The organism is Streptomyces sp. CB02980 (assembly GCF_014451325.2).
GTDB lineage: Bacteria > Actinomycetota > Actinomycetes > Streptomycetales > Streptomycetaceae > Streptomyces.
Genome location: NZ_JACSCH020000041.1, coordinates 1 through 19,759, shown reverse-complemented (window position 1 = coordinate 19,759; position 19,759 = coordinate 1). Strand labels below are relative to the sequence as shown.

The window sequence follows — 19,759 nt, the reverse complement described above, 5'->3', positions numbered from 1 at the left end:
TCCGCTCACGCTCCGCGTGAGCGGAGTGGGCCGCTGCGCGGCCCACTCACCAGGATTGCTGCGCAATCCTGGTGCCGCTCCGTTCGCTGCGCTCTCGGAGCGGCGCCCCCGCAATGCGGGGGCAGGTCCCGGCTGCGCCGGGACATGGGCTTACGCTGCGCTCCAGCCCTCTGTGGGGGCGGAACCCCCACAGGCCGGCCTCGCTGCGCGAGGCCTTGACGGGCCTACGGCCCTGGCAGCGAGCGGGAGGGGGCTCGGGGGTGGGGGGAACCTGCGGGCTGACGTTGCATCAGGTACGAGACTACCCCGCAATAGCCCCCACGTGCTTCATTTTGAAGCACGGATAGAGACTGGAACCAGGACCCTGCCCCCGATACCGGGGACGCGACCCCGAAGCCCCACACCGCCCTGCATCAAACTGAGCCCTACTTGTGTACAGCGGGGCGGAGCACCCTGGCCGGTCGGCCGCCGCGGTCACCCTCGGCCGATACCGCCGCCCGCCATACGCAGTGGGCCTTTGCGCTTGGCAGCTCAAGAAGCTGAATAGTTTTTTCAATACTCCTCACTAACTACAGCTTCTCTGTACTATGTTGCTAATAGAGAGGGGTTACCATGAAGGTCACTGTCTTTCAGTTCGAGGGCACTCCGGAGGAGTTGGACGCGTCCGAAGCCCTGCGGTTGCTCACCACCCGGGGCGCGGTGGCGGCTGATCGGGTTGCGACGGTCGGTTCTGCTGGGGTGCTGGGTCAAGTACCTGGTGTGCCGGAAGAGGGACAGGAGACCGTCAGCCGCCTGGTGGAACGAGGCCCTGCGCCTGAGCTCTTCCTCGCCTTCCTGAAGGAGACGGTGACGTGGCCCAAGGTCGGCGTGCACGGCATCAAGCGTCAGAAGGCGGCCGCTGACGAACCGCTCGACTACAGCCACTACCTTCGACTTCGCAAGCAGGGCTCCCAGCTCGGAGGGTTCGCCTACGTGTATGCCGAGCGCAGCAGCATCAACCTGCGGCTCAGCTATACGGAACAGGAACTGCAGGACATGGGCGTCACCTCGGCCCGGATCCTGACTACGGGGAATCGCGAGTACCGGGTCAGTGTGGACCTGCGCGATCAGGCCAGCCTCGACGCCGCCCTGCACCTGGCGCGGATCGCCTACGACGCGACCTGACTCAGCCTCCTGTCCGATCGCCCCATGGAGCCGAGATGATCCTGCGCCCTCACCAGCGTGAAGCCGTGGACGCTGTACTGCGCGCGTTGTCGCACCCAACGGCCACTGTGCCCGAGCGCGGCCTGCGCACGCAGGTGGTCATGGCCACCGGGTCCGGCAAGAGCTTCGTAGCCGTCCGCAGCGCTGAAGAGCTCGGGGCTGGCCGCGTGCTCGTTCTCGTGCCCTCGCTGGCCCTGCTCACCCAGACCGAGGCCGCGTGGCGCCAGGGAGGCCGCCGGGGACCGATGATCGGGGTCTCGTCCCTGCGCGGCGAGGACGTGACCTTCCCCAACACCACGGACGTGGAGGAGCTGGTCGACTGGGTGCGGCCATTCGACAAGGTCACCGTGTTCGCCACGTACGCCTCCCTCGGGCTCGGCACCCTGGAGCGCGCGCACCAGGCTGGCCTTCCCGGGTGGGACCTGATCGTGGTCGATGAGGCGCACCGGACCTCCGGTCGGATCGGAAAGCCGTGGGCGGTCGTCCACGACAACACCCGCATCCCGTCCCTGCGCCGCCTCTACATGACCGCCACGCCCCGCCTGTGGCAGCTGGACGAGGACGTCGACCAGGGCGCGCCGGGCGAGCTGGTCGCCTCCATGGAGGACGACCCGGACGGCCCGTTTGGTGCCCGCTGCTACACGCTGACGCTCTCGGAGGCGATCGACCGGGGAATCTGTGCCCCCTACCAGGTGGTGTGCGTGGACATCACCGACGCCCAGCTCCAGGCCGCCCAGCTCCTGGGCAACGAGAGCCGCTCGGACGAGGTCCGCGGGGCCCGGCTCGCCGCGCTCCAGACCGCGCTGCTCAAGGCGTCCTCCAAGGAGGGCTTCCGCAGGACGCTCGTCTTCCACCACGTCGTGAAGGAGGCCGAGGCATTCTCGGCCGGCCTTCCCGCCGTCACCACGCAACTGCACGCAGCCGACCCCGAGCTGTACCCGCGCACGATCTGGGCGGACTGGCTGTGCGGGGAGCACAAGCCGGGCCACCGGCGACGGGTCCTCGGGGAGTTCGCGTCCGGGATCGCCACGGACGGCACGGTGGTGGAGAAGGGCTTCCTGGGCTCGGTGAAGGTCCTCGGGGAGGGCGTGGACACCCGGGAATGTGACTCCGTCTACTGGGCCGACGTACGCGGCTCCATGCCCGACCTCGTCCAGGCCGTCGGCCGCGCGCTGCGGATGCACCCGGGCGAGGGCAAGGTCGCCTCGCTCGTGGTGCCGGTGCTGCTCGAGCCCGGCGAGACGGCGGACAACATGCTCACCTCCCGGGCGTTCGGCGGGCTGGCGAAGCTCCTGGAGGCGCTCAGGGCGCACGACGCCCGGGTGGTGGAGCAGGTCGCCGAGCAGCAGGCTCCCAGCGCCTACAAGCCCATCCAGAAGGCCGCGCAGAGCCAGGAGGGCCGGGGCGGGGGGAACGGGTCCGGCGGGCCGTCGGCGCCCGCGCGGAAGCTGCTGAAGTTCTCCACGCCGCGCGACCCGGCGCAGCTGGCCGCGTTCATCAACCTGCGGGTCCTCAACCCGGAGCACGAGCACTGGCGGCGCGGTGTGGAAGCCGCCGTCATCTTCGCGCGCGAGCACGGAGACCTGAAGGTGCACTTCACCTACCGCGTGCCCGAGGGCGACGAGGCCGAAGCGGTCGGGTGGCCGGCCTCGCTCGCGAACTTCCCCCTCGGACAGTGGATCGCCGACAACCGGCGCTTCTACGCCCGCAGGGACATGGACGAGGACCGCATCGCCCAGCTGGAGAAGCTCGGCATGGTGTGGAGCCACTACGACGTCGCGTGGGAGGAGGGCCTGTCCGCCGCGCGCGGGTGGGCCGAGACAAACGGGCACCTCCTGGCCCCGCTCGACGCCACGTACCAGGGCTACCGGGTGGGCATCTGGCTGAAGAACGCGCGGGCCGCCGCCCGGCGCGCTCTGGAGCTTGAGCAGCGTCAGGCCGAAGGGCTGCCGGTGGAGTCGTGGGCCGGTGCCCTGCCGGCGGAGCGGCGTGAGCAGCTGGAGGACATCGACCCGTCGTGGTGCCCGGCCTGGCCGGTGGAGTGGCAGCGCGCCTTCCACCTCGTCCGGCTACACCTGGAGGAGGCCGGTGGCACGCTGCCGACCGAGCCCGGCATGGTGATGCACCAGGGCGAGGACCTCGGACGGTGGGTGCGGGCGCAGCGGCTCGGCTGGGACAAGCTCACGACCGTGCAGCAGTGGATGTGCGAGCAGGTCCTCGGAATCGAGCCCGCGAGCGAGGAGGAGAAGCCGCAGCCGCGTCGTACGCAGGCCGACAAGTGGGCGCTGAACTACCAGGCCGCCAAGCAGTTCTACGAGCGCGAGGGGCACCTCCGCGTACCGCGCAAGCACATCGAACGAATCGTCGGCGAAGACCAGGAGCAGCGGGAGGAACGAGAGCTCCGGCTCGGGGCATGGATCGGCAACCAGCGCTCCCGGGCGGCGACGCTGTCGCCGGAGCGGATGGAGCTGCTGTCCGCGATCGGGATGAGGTGGGCGTGACGGGCGTGGTCGTCACCGCCGTTGTCGCGCTCGCGGCCGGCTACCTGCCCGGACGGCTGCGTCCGTGGCGGCGCCTGGGCGACTGGACGGCCGATCAGGTCCGCTTCACCGGGACCTGGGTTTGAGGCGGCACCGGCCGCCAGGCCGTCATCGTCCTAGCCCACGCCGTCACCGCGCCCCGCACCAGCTGCTGGCGCATCATGCGCGCCCCGGCCACCGAGATGCGGGCGCCGGTGGCCACGCCCGTGCGCGATCCGCAGCGGGCGGCGCAGGCGGGGCCGGGACGATGAGGGGGAACGGCATGAGCACTGGGACGTACGACGCGGACGCCTACGGGCGGGAGCTGGCCCGGATCCGTCGGCACCAGGATGCGGCGGTGAATGCCCGCCTGGGAGTGCTCCGCGCCCTGGCCGCTGCTGGGATACCGTCCGAGCGCGCCGGCGGGCTGGTCACGGCAATGGCCATCGAGTGAGTACGGGCCGGAAGGCTAGTCTTGGGGACTGGCGCAAATACTGAGAAATACAGCGCGTGGGCATCAGTGTGAGGCAGACTGAGTTCGCACAGCTCGTTCATTGATCAGCCCCGGGGATCTTCCGCCACTCCGGTGAGGCGCTGGACGAGGCCGCCACTGGTGATCCGCGTGCCCGGGTCACCAGGTCGCACCACAGTCTCACGACAAGCCGCAAGCTGTGCTGTCTTTGAGGAGGTGGCGGACACGGCAGGGCACGCTCGCCATGCGTCCGCGCCGCATATGACCACCCACCAGGCATCCGGGGCAGTGAACGAGCCGAACACCGCTACGCTGGAGACGCAGCAGCAGCCACCCTTGGGCTGGGATCACGCCACACAGGGACACTCTCAGGCAGAGAGCCGCAGCAGGACCGCCGACCGCGCGGCACACACCCCCGCGGACGACACCACGCAGGTGTCCGCCGTCTCTGTTCCTCCGCCTCGCAGGAGCCCCACCATGAACCGGGATGTCGATCCCGTGCGGTCCGTCCAGCCTTTCCCCGGCCAGCAGGCCGCTATACCCGCGCGCCCGGACTGGCGTCGCCGTTTGGTCCAGCGCCTGCGCCTCATCACCGCCCGCACGCGGGCCATCGCCCGGAAGCTGGTGAAGCTGTCAGGCGAGGAGTTCGTCAAGGGCTTCGCCAACAAGGCCGGCGCCGTCACCGCGCTCATCCTGGGCGTGCTCGTTGTCGCTCATGTGCTGGGCGTGGACCCGACCGATGCCGTACGCCGCGTCCTCGGCATGTGACTGCCGTCGTGCCCGGAATCCACACGCGGTTCCGGGCACGACGGCAACACTCCTACGTGCTTTGCTGTGGCTGCTCGAGCGGCTTCCGCGAGGCCAGGCCGAGGACCTTTCGTGCGGAGAGGCGCGGTCTTGGCGGTGGAGAGTCCGGATCAGAAGGGGGGTTCGTCGCTGTAGGCGGCTGGCGGGGCGGGAGCCGTGGGAAGCGAGCTGGTAGCCCAGGGATCGTCTACCTGAGGTGATGCAGGACCACCCCACCCGCCGGGAGCCTGCCGGGCCGAGGGCACCGCGGTCGGCGGGGCGCCCCAGCCCGAGCCGGTCTGCGCCGGCACGGCAGGTGGAGCTATAGGTGCTTCGTCCGGCTCGAGGCCGTCGATGTCGTTGTTCCACAGCCGCCGCAGATACTCGCGACAGGTCGCTGGATCGTCCTCGTCATAGCGGTCCTCCGGCTCCGGCCAGCGCCGACCATCGGGATCCCAATCCCGCATCTGGCACAGAGCACGCAAAACGGCGTCAACGACTACCCATTGGCTGGTGGTCGTTCCGGTGAGGAGACGACGGATGGTTTCTCGACTCACCTTGTAGGGGTTGGGCATCGTGCCGGTGAGCGCCGCGATCTGCGGAAGCGGGGGCCGCCCGGCTTCCCGGTAGTGGACGTACAGCTCGGCAACGAGCTCGCGTCTGGGTCCAGGCGGCAGCACGTCCTTGCCGGGCATTCGCAGCATTCGTGGCATCAGCCAACTCTGCCACAGTCAAGCGCAGTTAGACACAGGAAGTCTCATGATTGCCCGGCATCACACCACATGAGAGCCCAGATGATCCCGCACAACCTCGTCAAAGCCACTCTTCACCTCGCCTGGACTCACATCAGCTGGTCGTAGACCAGCTAAAGCCCGCAGAAACATGTTTCAACATTCTCATGTTTTCCCTGGTCAGAGGCTCTTTCGGGGTGCTTTTGTAGTGGTCGTCCACCTCTGAGGTTCGGGATTTATCTCAAGAAGTGGACAACGGCACGGCTGTCGCCGAAAACGGCGACGGCCCCCTGGTGGGCAGGGAGCCGTCTGCAGAAGACCGAACAACTCCGACGAAGGAGAAGCTCATGTCCAAGTCCGAGCGTACGGGCAACAGCCCCGCCCCGGAACCCCTCCCAGCCCTGGATGGTGGGTCTTCGAGGACTCGGTGGACCAAGCGTGTGCGGCAGATCCGCAATGAGGCCGGCTTGCATCTGATCCGAGGGGCCGCAACCGCGGTCGGCGGCGCCATCGTCGCGTACGGCGGCCTCTGGATCCAGTCGCGCTGACAGCGGCCAGCCGAAGTCGAGCGCCTCCTGTGCGAAGTCGGCCGGGCCGGGTAGGCCGAGGACGGTGGGTGCCCCGTCCTAGCAGCGGCTGAGCGCTTCCCTCTCGCCCTGGCAGCCCCGCGCGACAGGCACTGACCAGACGGCGAATTCCTGAACGTCGCGCTGAGCGCGGTGCGCACCGAGGAACGCGCGCGGGGTACATCCGCGGAGCAGCGCCGGGCCCGCCTGGAGGAGCTGCTGCGGGCGTACGGGCCGGGCAGTCGGCCCGCCTCCCACGGCCGGTACGCACTGATCGGACAGTCGGAGACCCTGGTCGTCCTGGAGCGGATGGAGACCAACCCGTTCGGTCTGCGCAGCGAGTGGGAGAAGGAGCTGGAGACCATCTTCCTGGACGACCTCGAGTTCGCGTGGGGACCGCGCATCCGCCTCAGCCGGTGAGCAACCGGGAACGGGCAGCGGGGCCGGGCAGGGATCCTGTCCGGCCCCGCTGTCGTCGGGTCAGCCGAAGTCCAGCGTGCCCTGGGCGAAGTCGGCCGGGGGCGGGGGCGCCGGCGGTCCGGCCGGGCGGGCGGCCTTCCAGCGTTCGGCCAGCTCGTCCTTCCAGCCGTTCGGCGGAGGGCACGGAACGCCCCAGGCGGTGAGCTGGTCGCGCTTTCAGCCGCCGGCGGGCGTGCGGGCGGCTTCGCCCCCTTCGGGCGAGGGGAGATCTGTCATGGATGGTGAGCGCTTCGTGTTCAGAAGTTGCCCCGCGATGTGGTGCCGGAAGGCCGACAGGTCAGATGCCTTACTCAGAGGGAGCCACCCCTCGGGCATGGGAGAGCCCGCAAGCGAGGGAGGTTGAGCGCCGACGGGTGCGTAATACATCTCAGCGCGCTCTTCCCACACGGTCGACTTCAACGAGACCTGCTCGTCGAACACTTCCTGTCGAAGGTTGAGCGCCCCGGCCTCGTTCAGCGCCCGGACAAAGTTCAGGAGCTCGATCGTGCCGACCATCGCCCAAGCCACCAGAGGTACAGCGGCGCGAAACCGGTCGCGCAGTCCGAAGGTGTCGCCCTCCTTGCGTCGCTCTGGGTCGTGATGCACCACGTCTCCGTAGATCCAGGCCATGGCCAGCCCGTGCGCATCAAGGTCACGCTCTTCGCCCGTGGACGTGTCAGCGACCATGACCCAGTAGCCGGATTCGTCGCGCGTGGAGGGGCTCACCCGTGTTCGCCACTCAGCGCGTGCGGCCCGTATCCACGCCGCATCTTGCGGCGCTGCTCGACAGGTGTAGCCCAGAGCCGAGAGAGCCTTCATGTGAAAGCAGTCCTCCTGCTCCAGCAGAATCGGCCTGATGCGCGCTGCCGCAGATTCGACCACCTCCTCGGGCGGGAGCTCGTACGAGATCCGGACCTCGCCGTGGTCGACACGGACGTTGATGCTCATGCGGGTCAGCTCGACAAGAGCGTCCCAGTCGGCGGCCAGCGAATGCTCCTCCACCCTGCGGGCCCTCAGCACGAAAGCTTCCAGCAAGCGCTGGTGCTTCTCGTCAAGGGTTTCCGTCTGCCCGCGGCTCACGCTTCCCCCATCGCATCGATCGCTTCCAGCATGGCGTGCATTCTCCGTCGTATCCATCCAATTCGCCGGGCTTGGTCGTCGACTACGGGTCGGCTGGTGCCTTACGGGTCCGCGGCGATGCGGCTGCACGTGATGCTGCTCGACCGCGACTCGCGTATCAGCGGCCTGGCCGCTCTGCCGCTGGAGCTGCGGTGGCGTGACCCGAGTGGTGTACGGGCCCATGTGCCGCAGTTGATGCTCCGGTTCGGTGATGGGCAGGCGGTATTGGCGGACTGCACCTCCAGTCCGGAGCTTTCGCGGCGGCAGCGGTCTCTGGCATCGGCCGTCGGGCACATGTGTACTGCGGTGGGCTGGCGGTACTGGGTGCTCGGGCCTGTCGACCCGGTTTACCGGCGCAACGTGACCTGGCTGGCCGGGTACCGGCACACGCGGCATAGCGGTGGACAGGCGTTGGCGGCCGCGGTGCATGAGGCGTTTACCGAACCAGCGCCACTGTGGGAGGGCGTACGCCGGGTCGGTGATCCGCGACTCGCAGGCGGCGATGAACGAGGACGAGACGAACACGTTGCCGTCACATCACCGAACGGCCAGATGCCGTCCTGCAAGCCCACGAGTGCCCGCCTCCAAACGCACGCATCCGCCAACGGCACCCACCACCCATGCGCGCCAGCCCGCCCGCGCCCTGACCCAGACACGGCGACTCTCCACACTCCGCCACCTACCAACGATCACTGAACCTGAACCATACGCAGCACAGATGACACGACCTGATCACCCATCCAGCAAACTGAAAACCCCGCAGGTCAGGGCTCATTCAGAGTCAGAACCCACAACCAAAACACCTGCGGACACGTCGCGATCACACGACCACCCCGGGCACACCAAACTGATCAGCACAGGCCAGACCACCACCTACTGATCACAAAGAGCGCTCGTGGACATTGACGCACTCGCGAAGCTGGGCGTGGACTGGGCGTAGAGAGGAGAGCGGCCTCCCCTGGCACCAATGACAAGGGTCCTGTTGTCAGTAGTGCCAGGGACACTGGTCTCAAGCCTCAGCGCCGCAGCCGCAGCTTGAGGGGGGGCATTCCTGGACTCGAAGGATTGGAACATGCTCACCGAAGCACTCATGGCCGTGGCCGGAGCGGGTGGCACCGCCGTCGTCCAAGCCGCTGGCACCGACGCATGGACTGGAATGCGGCAACGCGTAGCCCGTCTCCTGGGGCGCGGCGACACTCAGCGTGAGCGTGCGGAGCTGGAACGCCTGGACCGCACCGCGCAGGCGCTGAAGGAAGCCGATGCCACCGGCGAGGCGGAGCGGGCGCTCCTCCGCCAGGAGGCATCGTGGCAGACCCGCATCGAATCGCTCCTGGAGAATCTGGAGGAGTCCGAGCAGCAGCAGGTTGCGACCGAGCTTCAGGCCCTGGTGGCCGAGCAGCAGGAATCCGCGGCCCGCCAGGGCGTGGCTGGCAACACCTTCAACGGCCCCGCCGCTCTGCAGGTCGGAAACCACAACCAGCAGGAGAATCGCTTCAACATCGCGAGCTACCTGCCCGCTCCCGCGGGCCCGCGCGTCATCCTCCAGGTCTCCAACTCCATCCCGCTCTACGACCTGCCAGACGGAAGCCAGGACCTCGGCGATCATTTCGTCAGCGTGGAGGCAGTCAACACCGGTGACCAGTCGATTGCCATCACCAGCTGGGGCATCGAGCTCCCCGACAACCGGCGCATCTTTGTCACGCGCGGGGAGAACTGGGCAACTCCGCTCCCCCACGTGCTCACCCCGGGCGCCCCTCCCGCACGGTTCCTGATCCGAGCCGACGAACTGCGGCGCGTAGAACGAGAGCAGCGCATCCCGTACACACAGATGCGGCCCTACGTAGGGCTGGCCGACGGGACGGTCATCCACGCCGACCGCAGCGTGCCGTTGGCCTGACTGACGGAAGCCGTGCTGAGGGGCGGGCTGCTGGTGTTGGCAGCCCACACCTTCGTCCTGGCGTCGCCTGCTGTCGTGCTGGACTACCGGCCTATGAGGCCCGGCGCCCGCCGCTTCGCCGACACGTCCCACACCCGAATCTGAAACCATTTCGGACCGCTAGTGGCCGAGCTCTACGATCGGGATGTGACGACGGAGATACGGGCGAACATCCTGCTGGTCTGGCTGCACGGCAAGGCCAACGGGATCATCGGGCGAGAGTTCGACCCCACCGACACCCCAGAGTGGAACGACCTCACCGAAGAGGAACTCCACACGCTGGTCAGGTGGCTGGAGGCGCAGGGCTTCGTGAAGGTGCATGGAGACATGGACACCCGAACCAACATGGAGCTCACAGTCCGGGGCATCGGCCGGGCCGAGGACCTTGTCCGCCAGCGCAGCAGCCCCGGAGCCCGCATGGACTTCGCGCTGAACGAGCTGCTGGCCGCCGCCATGGACGACTTCCCGGACTGCCGCATCGGCATCGCCGACTTCGTCCTCTCCCCACGGGCTGTCCTCCTCGACGTCCGCCTGGAGACCAAGGAGGTCGAGCGCGCCGCGGAGTATCTGGTCAAAGTTGGTCTGGCCGTCCGGCACAGCATCAGTCCCGCCTCGTGGGGCGCGGCCAAGAACCCCACCTTCGAGCTCACCGTCCTCGGCATCCAGTGCGGCGAGCGCCATCCCATCAATGTGAGGAACTACGTGACCGAGCAGCAGTCTCAGCAGCCGAATTTCACGTTCAACGGGCCCACCCAGGTCGGCAACCACAACACCCAGAACAACACGTTCGGCCACGACCCGAACCAGCTCGCGCAGTTCGCCCGAGAGCTCCTTGCGGCCGCGGACAGCACCGACATCACCGACACGGCGCGCGCCCGCATCACGAGCAGCGTCGAGATCCTTGAGGGCGAGCTCGTGTCTGCCAACCCCGAGCCGGGCAAGCTGCGCCAGTTCTTCGAAAACACGAAGCAGGCAGCGCTCGAAAACTTGCCGGCGCTCACCGTGCAGACCTTGTTCGCAGCCGTGGGCATCCCCCTCGCATGACAACGCTGCAGGCTCGCCCCGTGCAGTCATATATCTGCGGCAGCGGCTGAGGACGCGGTCTCTACAGGTCGAACTCCAGGTGCTCTACGTCCGTGAAGCGGACCTCCTCCAGGCTTCCGGCACGGCGGCCGCCGTCCTGGAAGTACACCTCCTTGAGCGCTTCTGAGGCGATCTCCCGCAGCCGATCGTCGCCGGCGCCCTGCTCCTGGGCCTCGAAGAGGAGGGCGGCGTAGCGGGGCGGCAGGGCGACGGTCAGGTGCCGGATCCGGTCCTGGTCCGTCGATCCGATCGGCGCGGTGTAGCCGAGGCGGGCCCGGGTGTCGATGACGATGCCGCCGGTCGTCGACGCCTTCTCGCGGGCCTTCGCCCGGATCTGCGGCTGCCACCGGGCCTTCACCTCGCGCTCCAGGCGCGCGGCGAGATCGGCGCGGGGCTTCTTGATCTGCTCCTTCACGTACCGCTCGACGGTCCGCTGGGAGACCCGCAGCATCTGGGCGACCGCCTTGGTGCCCTTGTACTGCTTGACCAGGTACCGCATCTGCGCGCCGGCCGACTTCGGCACCGGCCGGGTGAACGCCTTCTGCACCGCGGCGTCCAGGCCGTCCCCGAACATGCTCATCGGCTACCTACTCTCCGTTGTCCTGGTCGGTGACGGTGCCGTCCTTGATGTACCGGGCGAGGTTGAGCTCCGGGGCGCTGAACTGCTCGCGTACGCCTTCGCCCCATAGGACGGTCTGGGTGCCTTCCCACTTCACGAGGCCGGGGTTCACGCCGAGCTTGAAGCCGCCGGGCAGAGGCTTGCCCTCCCGGTACGGCAGGAAGTCGAGCGGGCTCTCGCCGTCGGCCGCGTAGACGACGCAGTCGGAGAGGATCGCGACCGGGTACTGCCCGGTGAACGCCGCGTGCTTGACCATCTTCCGGTGCAGGTTGATCCGCGTGCGGGAGATGACTGCTGCACGGATGTCCGGCCGCCACGTCGGCCGGGAAAGCGCCCGCCACGGCTCCCCGGGCCGCCAGCCCTCGCCCCGGGGCCGCTCGCGCAGCTTGCCCAGGCCGCCCTTCACCGTCGCCTTGACCACCGAGACGACGATCGCGAGCTCCGGGTCACGGCTCTTGTAGCCGTCCATCGCCGCCAGGAAGTCCTCCGGCGACAGGTCCGCATCGACGCCGAGGTCGGCCATCGTGGCAAGGTAGGCGTCGCGCAGCCGGTTGTACCAGCCGTCGAGGTAGCGGCCGTTGTCGTACCGGACGTACGCCTCCAGCGCGCGGACCTCGTAGCCCAGCTCCGTCGCGTAGGCGACGGCCGGTGTCGCGTACCAGGCCGGGCCCTGCGGGCGCTCGCCCTTCGGGGTGAACGGGCTGGGCAACAGGTCAGCATCCAGCTCGACCCACTTGTCCTTGGCGACCTTCACCCTCGACAGGTCGACGTGGGAGAGATCGACGAGCCACGAGCCGGGCAGCTTCGGATCGAACGCCGGGGCCTTGACGTGGGTCGGCTCGCCGAGGCCGACGGTGAGGCCGTTGGCGCCGGCGGCGAAGGCCATGTTCACGTCCAGGCCTACGAGGAACCGGCGGGTGCACTCGCCGTCCGTCATCGGCCGCGCCCAGTCGTACGCCTCCTCGAAGAGCTTCTCTTCGGGGCCGCGGATGTGGAAGCGCGGGAGGTCCTTCAGGAGCGGGTGTCCGTCGGGCGCCTCGCACGGTGCGCAGTCGACCGGCTCCTTGCCCAGGCTGCCGGGGTTGTGCTCGGAGTGCCGCTTACCGTCGGCGTCGGGCTCGGAGGCGCGGGTCGGCGGGTGCAGCGCGGTCATCAGCTCCAGGCCGGTCACCGCCGTGGAGCCGCGCGGCGTCATCACCCGGGCGGCGAAGATGCCCAGCACGCGGGCGAGCTCCGCCGGCGGCAGGGAGGCGGCGTCGCCCCAGTGGCGGGAGTCGAGTGCGTCCCAGGACGGGATGCACAGTTGGACGCAGGCCCGCTCCGAACCCTGCGCGGGCCGGTAGATCCGCGCCCACGGCCCGAAGCCCCTCTTCGTCAACTGCCACTGCGCGCGCGTCAGCTGCTTGACGACCTTGTGGCCCTCCGGAATGCGCCCGGCGGTCCGTTCCTCGGCGGTCAGGGCCGTCGGCAGGCCGTAGCGCTCCAGCGCGGCCTCGGTGAGGACGAGGAGCGGGTCGGCGTCCTTACCGGGTCCCGAGAGCTTGGGCTGCCCGAGCTTGCCCTCAGCGAGCGTCCAGTCCACCAGCGACGGCAGGGACTTGGCGGGCACCTCCAGGACCAGACCGCCCGGGCAGTACGCCACCACCTGCCCCTCGTCGGTGACGTCCACGACAGCCAGCGGCCCGTTCACGAACCGCGCATCGACGCCACCGACTGGGGCGCCGGGCGGGGCCGCCTTCCGCGCGGGCGGGCGACGCGACATCGGCTTGGCCGTGGCCGCTGGCTGCGACACAGGGGCGGGGCGCAGTGCGGTGTCCTCGGAGGCAGGCTCCGGGATCGAGCCTGTGGGTTCGGTGCGGGCTCTGGCCGGTTCAGCCCCCGTTGGCGCAGGAGTGGCCGGGGCGGCAAGCGTCTCGGGGACCGCCGTGCCCGTCGCGGGCGCCGCGGCGTTGGGGTCGGCGGGGTAGAGCTGGGCGAGCTGCTTGAGCATGCGGGCGTAGGCGTCGCGCTCGGGCGGCCGCGGCTCGGTCTTGCCGGCCTCCCAGCCACTGACCGTCGCCCGACGCACCTGCAGTGCGGCGGCCACCTCATCCAGCGTCAGGCCGTGCGCCTGGCGCAGCCGCTTGCGTTCCGCCGGGGACGGCAGCGGGGAGCGGGACGCAATGAGTGCGTCGACCGCGTCGAACAGCTCGGACATGCAGCACCTCCTGTCCCGCAACCCTAGCGTGAAGCGTACGTTTCGCGTACCAAACGCGTACGGGCAGCGTTCGCGTGTTGATCTCGCACGGCTGGACGGTGGCTCGGGCACAGCGGCGGTTCGGCGAGAGCCTCACCGTGTCCTCGCAGTCCGACCGGGTGTTATTGCTTGGGAATCCCGGCCCCATCGCATTGGCCGGTGAGACTGTGGAGTGGCAGGTGACGGATCCGTTCTCCCCATGGCCGGCGTCGGTGTCATCCGGCTGGCCCCGCTGGCAGGTGAAACGACGCTGTCATTCGTGAACCGACTGGCCGTTCGCTACGAGGTCACTGTGACGGGCTTGCTGTCTGCAGTGGCGGGCCCCGGCGTGCGTGGCGTCTGGGGAAAGAGTTGTCTCATCGGCGAGGTGTTCCTCGCGCCCGCAGTACGGCGCCGGCTGGCCTCCCTCTGCCAGATACCAGAGTCGCATCTGGCCTGGGCGCTGCCCTCCTGGGAGGAGGGCTCTGACGCGAAGGCGGACGGCGACCAGCCGAACGCGCGCTTCGCCTCCGGCAGCACAGTTCCTGCCGTCATGCTGGGATGCCGATTGTGTACGGCGGCCCGGACAGACGCTCCGTGTTCTGCTCGTCTGTACTCCGACCTGCGTTCAAGGATCTGCGTCAGGCACCAGTGCTGGTCCCTCGACTCACTCGCGCTGGACAGAGTCACGCTGGTCGAAGGCCAGGTGGGCCTCGCCGGGGTACCGGAGGTGATCCGTGCGCACCAGCGCCTTCTGCCGCTGCTGCGCCGTAGGGGCTCGTGCGAGAACGCTTTTGCCGTGGCCCAGGCGGTCGTTGCCTCCTGGTGGGATGCGCGCTGGCGGGACGAGGTGCTCTGGCCGGCGCGTCTTGGCCGTGTCTGTGCCGATCTCCCCGAGGGTGAGGTAGCAGTGCTCGCCCGGGACGTGGTGACGTATCCGGAGGCTGTCGCGGTCACGACGGTTCTTTCTGACCGGTTGTGGCGACAACGGGTCTTGGAGGACACGCGCGGTCAAAATGCCGCACACGCTGACCGAGGTGTTTGGTGACGACTCAGTCGACTTCGACGTACGCGACGAGGATGATCGTTCCGACGACGGTGGGGATGTACACGACCCGGACTCGGCCATCGCGGTACTCCCACTCCAGCTTCCCGTCGCCCCGGGTACCGATCCGGTGGTCCAGGGACAGCCGGACGATCACGGCGTCCAGGACCTCACGGCCGGCATCGGTCATCTCGTCGATCTGCCGCTCCGCGACGTCGTGGAGGACGACGTGGGCGCGCCAGGGGCCGTGCTTCGGTGCCATCAAGCAGCGCCGGCCGTACGGGCGGCGTCCGCGTCGCCGAGCCCGTGGCGGGTCTGGACGTCCGCGTACGGGGTGGCCTTTGAAAGGTCGATGCCTTCGGCCGCCAGCTGCTCCAGCGTGTAGGCCAGCAGGCCCTCGCTGGAAGCCGCGCGTTCACGGGCGGACTCGCGGAGCTGCCGCGCCTCGTCCTCGTCGAAGATCAGGTGCGCCATCGGGTCCTCCGGCGGTCGGGTACACACCGAGGCTAGCGCAGCAGCCCCTCCCCGGACCCCCGGTGCGCAGGGGACCACCGGCAGCAGTGTGACCTGCTGAACAAGGGGCACCCGCGAGCCCGGCAGGGCAACGCCTCTATTGGCCCGCCGGGCACCCCCGGCTTTTCGCTCGCCTTACGAGGAGTCGGCCTGCCCGAACCGTCCGTCGGTCTGCACGACGGCCTGCTCCTTCTTCGCGTCCTCGGCGCGCTCGATCGCTTTGATCCCGCCCATGAGGTAGTCACAGCCGCGCGGAGATCCCGGCGCAGGACACCCTCTACACACTGCACCAGGCCATCGGCATGGCCGGCAAGCTGAGCGCGGAGGAGGCGGAGACGTTCTTCGCCCTCCTTGCCCCGCCGGTCAGCAACGGCTGACCGACCAGAAGACAGCAGAGGCCCGGAGCTACCTTCAATAGCTCCGGGCCTCTCCCATGGCTGTAGCTCTCGGGAATCGGCGCCCTCGCGCCCCGTGCGGGGGGCTGAGTCTCGCGTACCTCACCCGCTCACGCCCGATCGGCACAGGCCTCCGCGAACCCCCGGGAGATCCACGCGGATCTGGGCTCGGCTGGCCGGGTCTACTCCTCGTCGCCCGGTCCGGCCTGGATGACCAGGGCGACGAGAACGAGGAGGACGGCGGCGAGTTTGATGACGTCCGCCGCGGACCATCCTTCGTTGAGCGCGTAGACGAGAACAGCGGTGACGGCGTACGGCCAGGTCTTACGCCTGGGAGAGTTGGGTGCGGGCATGCGGGTCTCCTGAGCCAAGTGGTTGGGTGGCGGTAGACCCAATTGGCGGCTACGGAGGCGTTGTTCTCCTTCCCGCTGTGGTGTCACTGCAGGTGGTGGGCCGTAAATCGCGGACAACAGGGTGTTGTCCGCCGGCTTGCGCGGGGCGGAGGGGCAGCGTGGCGAGGCCGCTGGGCGATGTGAAGGGCGACACCGAGCAGGCCAACGACCTGGCACTGTGGCTGCGCAAGGTCACGGCCGGCGAGACGGTCAGCGAGCTGGCGGAGAAGTTCCACGTGTCGCGGTCGAGCTGGACGGCCCTGCGCAACGGCAGCCGGCTCATCTCCGAGAAGCTCCTGAACGACATCGTCAACGAACTGATCCCCGACGCCCAGAGTCAGCTGCGCGAACGCGTACGCAAGGAAGGGCACCGCCTGCTCAAAGCCGCCACCGAGGCCGAGGAGCAGCTCAAGTCCTCGCTGCCTGTGCCCCGGGCCCCGAGCGCGCGGCCGACGACGTCCTCGGACCTCGAGGACGTGTACCGGCGGCTCGACGACGCCCGGCTCAAGCAGCTCGAGGCCATGCGGATGCTGGCCGGCTCGGAGAAGCGGTGCGCCCGGCTGGAGGGGATGGTCTCCCTGCTCCAGGACCAGTGCGTCCAGCTGCGCGCGGAACGCGACCGCGCCCGGGCAGAGGCCCGCGCGGAGGTGCAGGCGGAACTGGAGACTGCGCTGGAGCAGTCGCAGGAGCTGCGGCAGCGCGCGGACGATCAGCTGGAGCACGCCCGGCGGGCGAACCACGAGGCCCAGGCCCTGGGACTGGCCGCGGAGGAGCAGGTCTCCCAGGCGAAGGCCGATGTGCGGCACGCCGAGGACACCGAGGCCCAGGCCGGGTCGCCCGTGTCCGTTCCGGCTGCCACGGGGATCGTACTGCCGTCGATGGCCCAGATCGCCGACGCACTCGACCTGTCCCAGGAGGACCTGGAAGAACAGGACCAGGGCATCGACGAACTGCGCACCGGCCTCGGCGTGGAAGGGCCCGAAAGCTTGGCCACGGGACCGGACGTGATCCGGATCGAGCCCGAGACGACCGCACCGCCGGCCGGCCCGGACGGGCAGCGGGCCCGCAGGGCCCTGGTGTTCCCGGCCGACCCTGCCGTTGTCCGCGTTGTCCATCAGCGTCCTGCGGATAACGCGGACAACCCGCTGACCAGCCCGGACACCGAACCTTCAGAGATCCCGACCGAGCTCACGATCGCGTTGTCCAGAGTTTCAACGGCGGCAGAACTCGGAAAGCACATCAACGCTCTGGGGCTCCGCGCCCATGGCGGGTACTGGTCGCACGCCGACATGGCCGCGGCGACTTACCTCGGCTTCGCCACGCGGAAGGGCCGCCGATTGGTGAAGAAATGGCTCGCCGGAAAGGCCGTTCCCACATGGCCCGTCCTGAAGCCCCTGCTGGTCGCCATGGGCGCAGGCCGCGGCGAACTGGTGGCGTTCGAAGGCGCGCTCCAACGCGCCTCCCTCACAGCGGCAGTCATGGCAGATCCGGTCGAGGTCAGACTGAGGCGTCTGTACCGCCTGCGCATCCTGTCGACCGTGGCGATCTGCCTGATCGTTCTCGGCGCCACCATGGGGGCCGGCATCGCGTTGAGCGCCACCTACTCCGCCGAACCCGTCCAGCCGCTGTGGAAGGCCCTGACGAGCATCTTCGCGACCCTCGGCCTCACCGGCGCCGCAGTCGCCCTCTTCTACCGGATACACCAGACGGGCAAGTCCTTCCTGGTCCTCGCCGGCTGGCTCCCCTTCTACCTGACCGGCTACGCCCTGCCGTTCATCGGCGACCACGACTTCGGCGGACGGGCCATCGCCACGGCCATCGGGTTCCTCTGAGCCCGGACACAAGACCGTGGGTGGCGGCCGCAAGGACGCCGCACCCATGCCTGCGCACTCCGTCACCGGGGCGGAACGGCCGCTGGCCTTCGGGATCCTGCTCGGCCTGGCCACCGCCTCAACGGAAAAGATTCTGGCCCTCGGGACTGGTAGGCCCGCGTGTTCAGGAGTCGCGTCTTCCTGCTTTGACAGCCCTCGTGCTCGCTTTGGGTGGCGAGGTCAGTGTTCGTGGTCAGTCTTCGGACGGATAGGTTCACCGCGGTGTGTTCGAGCCGCCTCTGGAGGGGTCACCGGTGAACATTGTCGCGATCATGGAGGCGCTGGCCGAACAGGGCATAACCGTGCTGTTCAAGGCTGATGCTGAGCGGATGGCGGAGAGGCGGAAGCCCTGGACGTTCGTGGCCAGTGGTGCCCCGTTGCGTGACGACATCCTCGTGCGTACTGATGCGGCGTCGGTAGAGCAGTGCCTCCAATCCTGCCTGCCCCGCCTGCGCGAACTGGGCTTCACTTTTCCCGAGTGACGAGGCGTGCCAGCGGGAGTGGAGCGACAACTCACCGTGTGTGGTCACCGGGGGCGTATGAGCTCCAGGTTCCGCCCGCCTCCGTGACGAGGTGGACGGTGGTCTTGTCGTGCTGTGCCCGGCGAACCACAGGCCGGTGCCCCGGCTTCCGCTGGGGACGCGCGGAAGACGGGGCACCGGTGGCCGGGGTCAGCGGCGGTGGTGGCGGTGGCCCCAGGACTCGGTGTCGACGGTCCGGCCGCGGTCGTCGCGCAGCGTCGCGGTGTCGGAGTTGTTGTCCCACACGTAGTTGCGGCGGTCCTGGAACAGGTCGGTGCGGTTGTCGCGGCCCTCCCCGGTGTGGATACGGACGGTGGAGCGGCCGGCGAGACGGAAGTCGTTGAACTTGTAGCGGTGGCCGTCCTCGTCCTTCAGGGTCCAGCCGTCGAGGTTGATCGCGTGGCGGGTGTTGTTGGTGATCTCGACCCACTCGGCGTTCAGCGACCGCACGGTGCGGTTGTCGCGGCCGGGGCTGTCGGCCTGGACGGCGCTGATCTCCACCTTCGGCGTCCGGTGCCGGTCGCCGTCGTGAGCGGAGGCCGGCAGAGCGACGATCGAGACCATGGCGCCGGCCGCGAGGACGGTCGCGGCGATACGACGGGCGGTCGAAGAAGCAGACATGGGTGATGTCTCCTCAAGAACAGTGCCCCACCAGCAGAAAGAGCTGGTGGAAGCGGTGCGGGTCCCGGTCCGGTGCTGGGCCGAGGACCCGAACTCTGCCGCCCCACCCGCCCCGCCGGAACGCCCCACAGGGCCCGTTACCGGGTACGGACATTTCCGTAACTGACGGCTGTATCGGACACGGGCACGTGGCAGACGTGGCCCTGACATTCACTGACAGCTACACCCACCCGACCAGTGATCAACCGCAAGCCCTTTCGCACTCCGGCGCACCACCGGTCGCAGCACCCGGCGCACTCCGCCAGCAGAGTGAGCAGCCCGGGTAACAGCCGTTCTGCACGTTTCTTCGCACAGCCGCGCCACCCCTCGCACGGAAGGGCGAAGCCGGGCAGCTGCTCGATCGGCAGACGGTCGAGGGCCCGTGCAGTCAGTGGCGGCTCGTAGCGTCGAAGACAGGGTCCCGGGATCCACCGGTCCCACGGAACGCCGGGAGCGGTCATGGGTGAGATCACCGTCAGTGCGCAGGACATCGACCACCTCCTGCCCGACCCCGCGAGCGCCTACGGTGCTCCCTACCAGCGGGCCTACGCCGAGCTCGCCGAGACGCTCCGGGGCCGGCCGGCCGACGAGATCATGCCGCTGCTCCGCACCGCCGCCGACGCCGCGCTCCTCGGCTTCACCAGAGCCGACCTG

Annotated in this window: 21 protein-coding genes; 13 read left to right on the top strand and 8 right to left on the bottom strand. The window is 68.9% G+C overall.

Annotated features, from left to right (window positions below; translation table 11 throughout):
- Positions 1-612 precede the first annotated feature (612 nt).
- The 5 genes from E0F75_RS39500 (at position 613) to E0F75_RS39485 (ending at position 4,962) form a co-directional block, all read left to right on the top strand.
- On the top strand, positions 613-1,164 hold the full coding sequence (locus E0F75_RS39500; protein WP_229315876.1) for a hypothetical protein: 552 nt from the start codon (positions 613-615) through the stop codon (positions 1,162-1,164).
- Between the two features lie 35 nt (positions 1,165-1,199).
- Entirely contained in the window at positions 1,200-3,704 is a 2,505-nt protein-coding gene (locus E0F75_RS39495) for a DEAD/DEAH box helicase (protein WP_229315875.1), read from the top strand.
- Positions 3,701-3,829: a hypothetical protein gene (locus E0F75_RS40270; RefSeq protein ID WP_267500085.1), complete on the top strand. Its 129-nt coding sequence runs from the start codon at positions 3,701-3,703 to the stop codon at positions 3,827-3,829. Before E0F75_RS39495 ends, E0F75_RS40270 begins: the two co-directional genes overlap by 4 nt.
- Before the next feature lie 176 nt (positions 3,830-4,005).
- Positions 4,006-4,176 (top strand): hypothetical protein, encoded by a 171-nt coding sequence (locus E0F75_RS39490; protein WP_229315874.1) that lies wholly within the window; start codon positions 4,006-4,008, stop codon positions 4,174-4,176.
- Positions 4,177-4,671: 495 nt separating this feature from the next.
- On the top strand, positions 4,672-4,962 hold the full coding sequence (locus E0F75_RS39485) for a hypothetical protein (protein WP_229315873.1): 291 nt from the start codon (positions 4,672-4,674) through the stop codon (positions 4,960-4,962).
- A gap of 149 nt (positions 4,963-5,111) precedes the next feature.
- On the opposite strand, the gene E0F75_RS39480 is transcribed toward E0F75_RS39485, so the two are convergent.
- Complete coding sequence (locus E0F75_RS39480) at positions 5,112-5,693, bottom strand: hypothetical protein (RefSeq protein ID WP_229315872.1); 582 nt, start codon at positions 5,691-5,693, stop codon at positions 5,112-5,114.
- 737 nt (positions 5,694-6,430) lie between these two features.
- Here E0F75_RS39480 and E0F75_RS39475 point away from each other — a divergent pair.
- Positions 6,431-6,697, top strand: a complete 267-nt coding sequence (locus tag E0F75_RS39475; protein ID WP_229315871.1) for a hypothetical protein — start codon at positions 6,431-6,433, stop codon at positions 6,695-6,697.
- Positions 6,698-6,913: 216 nt separating this feature from the next.
- Here the strand turns inward: E0F75_RS39475 and E0F75_RS39470 are convergent, their stop codons facing one another.
- Positions 6,914-7,816 (bottom strand): hypothetical protein, encoded by a 903-nt coding sequence (locus E0F75_RS39470; protein ID WP_229315870.1) that lies wholly within the window; start codon positions 7,814-7,816, stop codon positions 6,914-6,916.
- Here E0F75_RS39470 and E0F75_RS39465 point away from each other — a divergent pair.
- The 3 genes from E0F75_RS39465 (at position 7,727) to E0F75_RS39455 (ending at position 10,835) form a co-directional block, all read left to right on the top strand.
- Positions 7,727-8,551, top strand: coding sequence for a TnsA-like heteromeric transposase endonuclease subunit (locus tag E0F75_RS39465; protein WP_308189666.1), 825 nt, complete (start codon positions 7,727-7,729; stop codon positions 8,549-8,551). The genes E0F75_RS39470 and E0F75_RS39465 overlap by 90 nt on opposite strands.
- 376 nt (positions 8,552-8,927) lie before the next feature.
- Positions 8,928-9,752 (top strand): hypothetical protein, encoded by an 825-nt coding sequence (locus tag E0F75_RS39460; RefSeq protein ID WP_229315869.1) that lies wholly within the window; start codon positions 8,928-8,930, stop codon positions 9,750-9,752.
- Between the two features lie 186 nt (positions 9,753-9,938).
- The gene (locus tag E0F75_RS39455) at positions 9,939-10,835 is read left to right on the top strand and encodes a hypothetical protein (protein ID WP_229315868.1); all 897 of its coding nucleotides are present in this window, start codon (positions 9,939-9,941) and stop codon (positions 10,833-10,835) included.
- 61 nt (positions 10,836-10,896) lie between these two features.
- Here the strand turns inward: E0F75_RS39455 and E0F75_RS39450 are convergent, their stop codons facing one another.
- Both E0F75_RS39450 and E0F75_RS39445 read right to left on the bottom strand, forming a co-directional pair.
- The gene (locus tag E0F75_RS39450) at positions 10,897-11,454 is read right to left on the bottom strand and encodes an XRE family transcriptional regulator (protein ID WP_229315867.1); all 558 of its coding nucleotides are present in this window, start codon (positions 11,452-11,454) and stop codon (positions 10,897-10,899) included.
- A gap of 7 nt (positions 11,455-11,461) precedes the next feature.
- Positions 11,462-13,690 (bottom strand): DNA-binding transcriptional regulator, encoded by a 2,229-nt coding sequence (locus E0F75_RS39445; protein WP_229315866.1) that lies wholly within the window; start codon positions 13,688-13,690, stop codon positions 11,462-11,464.
- A gap of 238 nt (positions 13,691-13,928) precedes the next feature.
- Between E0F75_RS39445 and E0F75_RS39440 the strand changes: the two genes are divergently transcribed.
- Entirely contained in the window at positions 13,929-14,756 is an 828-nt protein-coding gene (locus tag E0F75_RS39440) for a TniQ family protein (protein ID WP_229315865.1), read from the top strand.
- Between the two features lie 4 nt (positions 14,757-14,760).
- On the opposite strand, the gene E0F75_RS39435 is transcribed toward E0F75_RS39440, so the two are convergent.
- From E0F75_RS39435 to E0F75_RS39425, 3 genes are all read right to left on the bottom strand, one after another.
- On the bottom strand, positions 14,761-15,015 hold the full coding sequence (locus tag E0F75_RS39435) for a hypothetical protein (RefSeq protein WP_229315864.1): 255 nt from the start codon (positions 15,013-15,015) through the stop codon (positions 14,761-14,763).
- Positions 15,015-15,227: a hypothetical protein gene (locus E0F75_RS39430; protein ID WP_229315863.1), complete on the bottom strand. Its 213-nt coding sequence runs from the start codon at positions 15,225-15,227 to the stop codon at positions 15,015-15,017. Before E0F75_RS39430 ends, E0F75_RS39435 begins: the two co-directional genes overlap by 1 nt.
- A 616-nt stretch (positions 15,228-15,843) precedes the next feature.
- Positions 15,844-16,014: a hypothetical protein gene (locus E0F75_RS39425; RefSeq protein ID WP_229315862.1), complete on the bottom strand. Its 171-nt coding sequence runs from the start codon at positions 16,012-16,014 to the stop codon at positions 15,844-15,846.
- A 158-nt stretch (positions 16,015-16,172) separates the two neighbouring features.
- On the opposite strand from E0F75_RS39425, the gene E0F75_RS39420 reads away from it, so the two are divergent.
- On the top strand, positions 16,173-17,885 hold the full coding sequence (locus tag E0F75_RS39420) for a hypothetical protein (protein WP_229315861.1): 1,713 nt from the start codon (positions 16,173-16,175) through the stop codon (positions 17,883-17,885).
- A gap of 293 nt (positions 17,886-18,178) precedes the next feature.
- Positions 18,179-18,406 carry a hypothetical protein gene (locus E0F75_RS39415; protein ID WP_229315860.1) on the top strand — a complete coding sequence of 76 codons (228 nt, stop codon included), beginning with the start codon at positions 18,179-18,181 and terminating at the stop codon, positions 18,404-18,406.
- A 189-nt stretch (positions 18,407-18,595) separates the two neighbouring features.
- On the opposite strand, the gene E0F75_RS39410 is transcribed toward E0F75_RS39415, so the two are convergent.
- On the bottom strand, positions 18,596-19,066 hold the full coding sequence (locus E0F75_RS39410; protein WP_229315859.1) for a lamin tail domain-containing protein: 471 nt from the start codon (positions 19,064-19,066) through the stop codon (positions 18,596-18,598).
- Positions 19,067-19,564: 498 nt separating this feature from the next.
- Here E0F75_RS39410 and E0F75_RS39405 point away from each other — a divergent pair.
- The coding region (locus E0F75_RS39405; protein ID WP_229315858.1) for a hypothetical protein at positions 19,565-19,759 on the top strand (195 nt) is incomplete at its 3' end.

Coding starts and splice junctions, on each gene's coding strand:
- E0F75_RS39445 (WP_229315866.1), bottom strand. CDS start 13,690: ATGTCCGAGCTGTTCGACGCGGTCGACGCACTCATTGCGTCCCGCTCC.
- E0F75_RS39410 (WP_229315859.1), bottom strand. CDS start 19,066: ATGTCTGCTTCTTCGACCGCCCGTCGTATCGCCGCGACCGTCCTCGCG.
- E0F75_RS39490 (WP_229315874.1), top strand. CDS start 4,006: ATGAGCACTGGGACGTACGACGCGGACGCCTACGGGCGGGAGCTGGCC.
- E0F75_RS39430 (WP_229315863.1), bottom strand. CDS start 15,227: ATGGCGCACCTGATCTTCGACGAGGACGAGGCGCGGCAGCTCCGCGAG.
- E0F75_RS39460 (WP_229315869.1), top strand. CDS start 8,928: ATGCTCACCGAAGCACTCATGGCCGTGGCCGGAGCGGGTGGCACCGCC.
- E0F75_RS39485 (WP_229315873.1), top strand. CDS start 4,672: ATGAACCGGGATGTCGATCCCGTGCGGTCCGTCCAGCCTTTCCCCGGC.
- E0F75_RS39450 (WP_229315867.1), bottom strand. CDS start 11,454: ATGAGCATGTTCGGGGACGGCCTGGACGCCGCGGTGCAGAAGGCGTTC.
- E0F75_RS39440 (WP_229315865.1), top strand. CDS start 13,929: ATGGCCGGCGTCGGTGTCATCCGGCTGGCCCCGCTGGCAGGTGAAACG.
- E0F75_RS39500 (WP_229315876.1), top strand. CDS start 613: ATGAAGGTCACTGTCTTTCAGTTCGAGGGCACTCCGGAGGAGTTGGAC.
- E0F75_RS39495 (WP_229315875.1), top strand. CDS start 1,200: ATGATCCTGCGCCCTCACCAGCGTGAAGCCGTGGACGCTGTACTGCGC.
- E0F75_RS39435 (WP_229315864.1), bottom strand. CDS start 15,015: ATGGCACCGAAGCACGGCCCCTGGCGCGCCCACGTCGTCCTCCACGAC.
- E0F75_RS39425 (WP_229315862.1), bottom strand. CDS start 16,014: ATGCCCGCACCCAACTCTCCCAGGCGTAAGACCTGGCCGTACGCCGTC.
- E0F75_RS39480 (WP_229315872.1), bottom strand. CDS start 5,693: ATGCCACGAATGCTGCGAATGCCCGGCAAGGACGTGCTGCCGCCTGGA.
- E0F75_RS39465 (WP_308189666.1), top strand. CDS start 7,727: ATGCTCCTCCACCCTGCGGGCCCTCAGCACGAAAGCTTCCAGCAAGCG.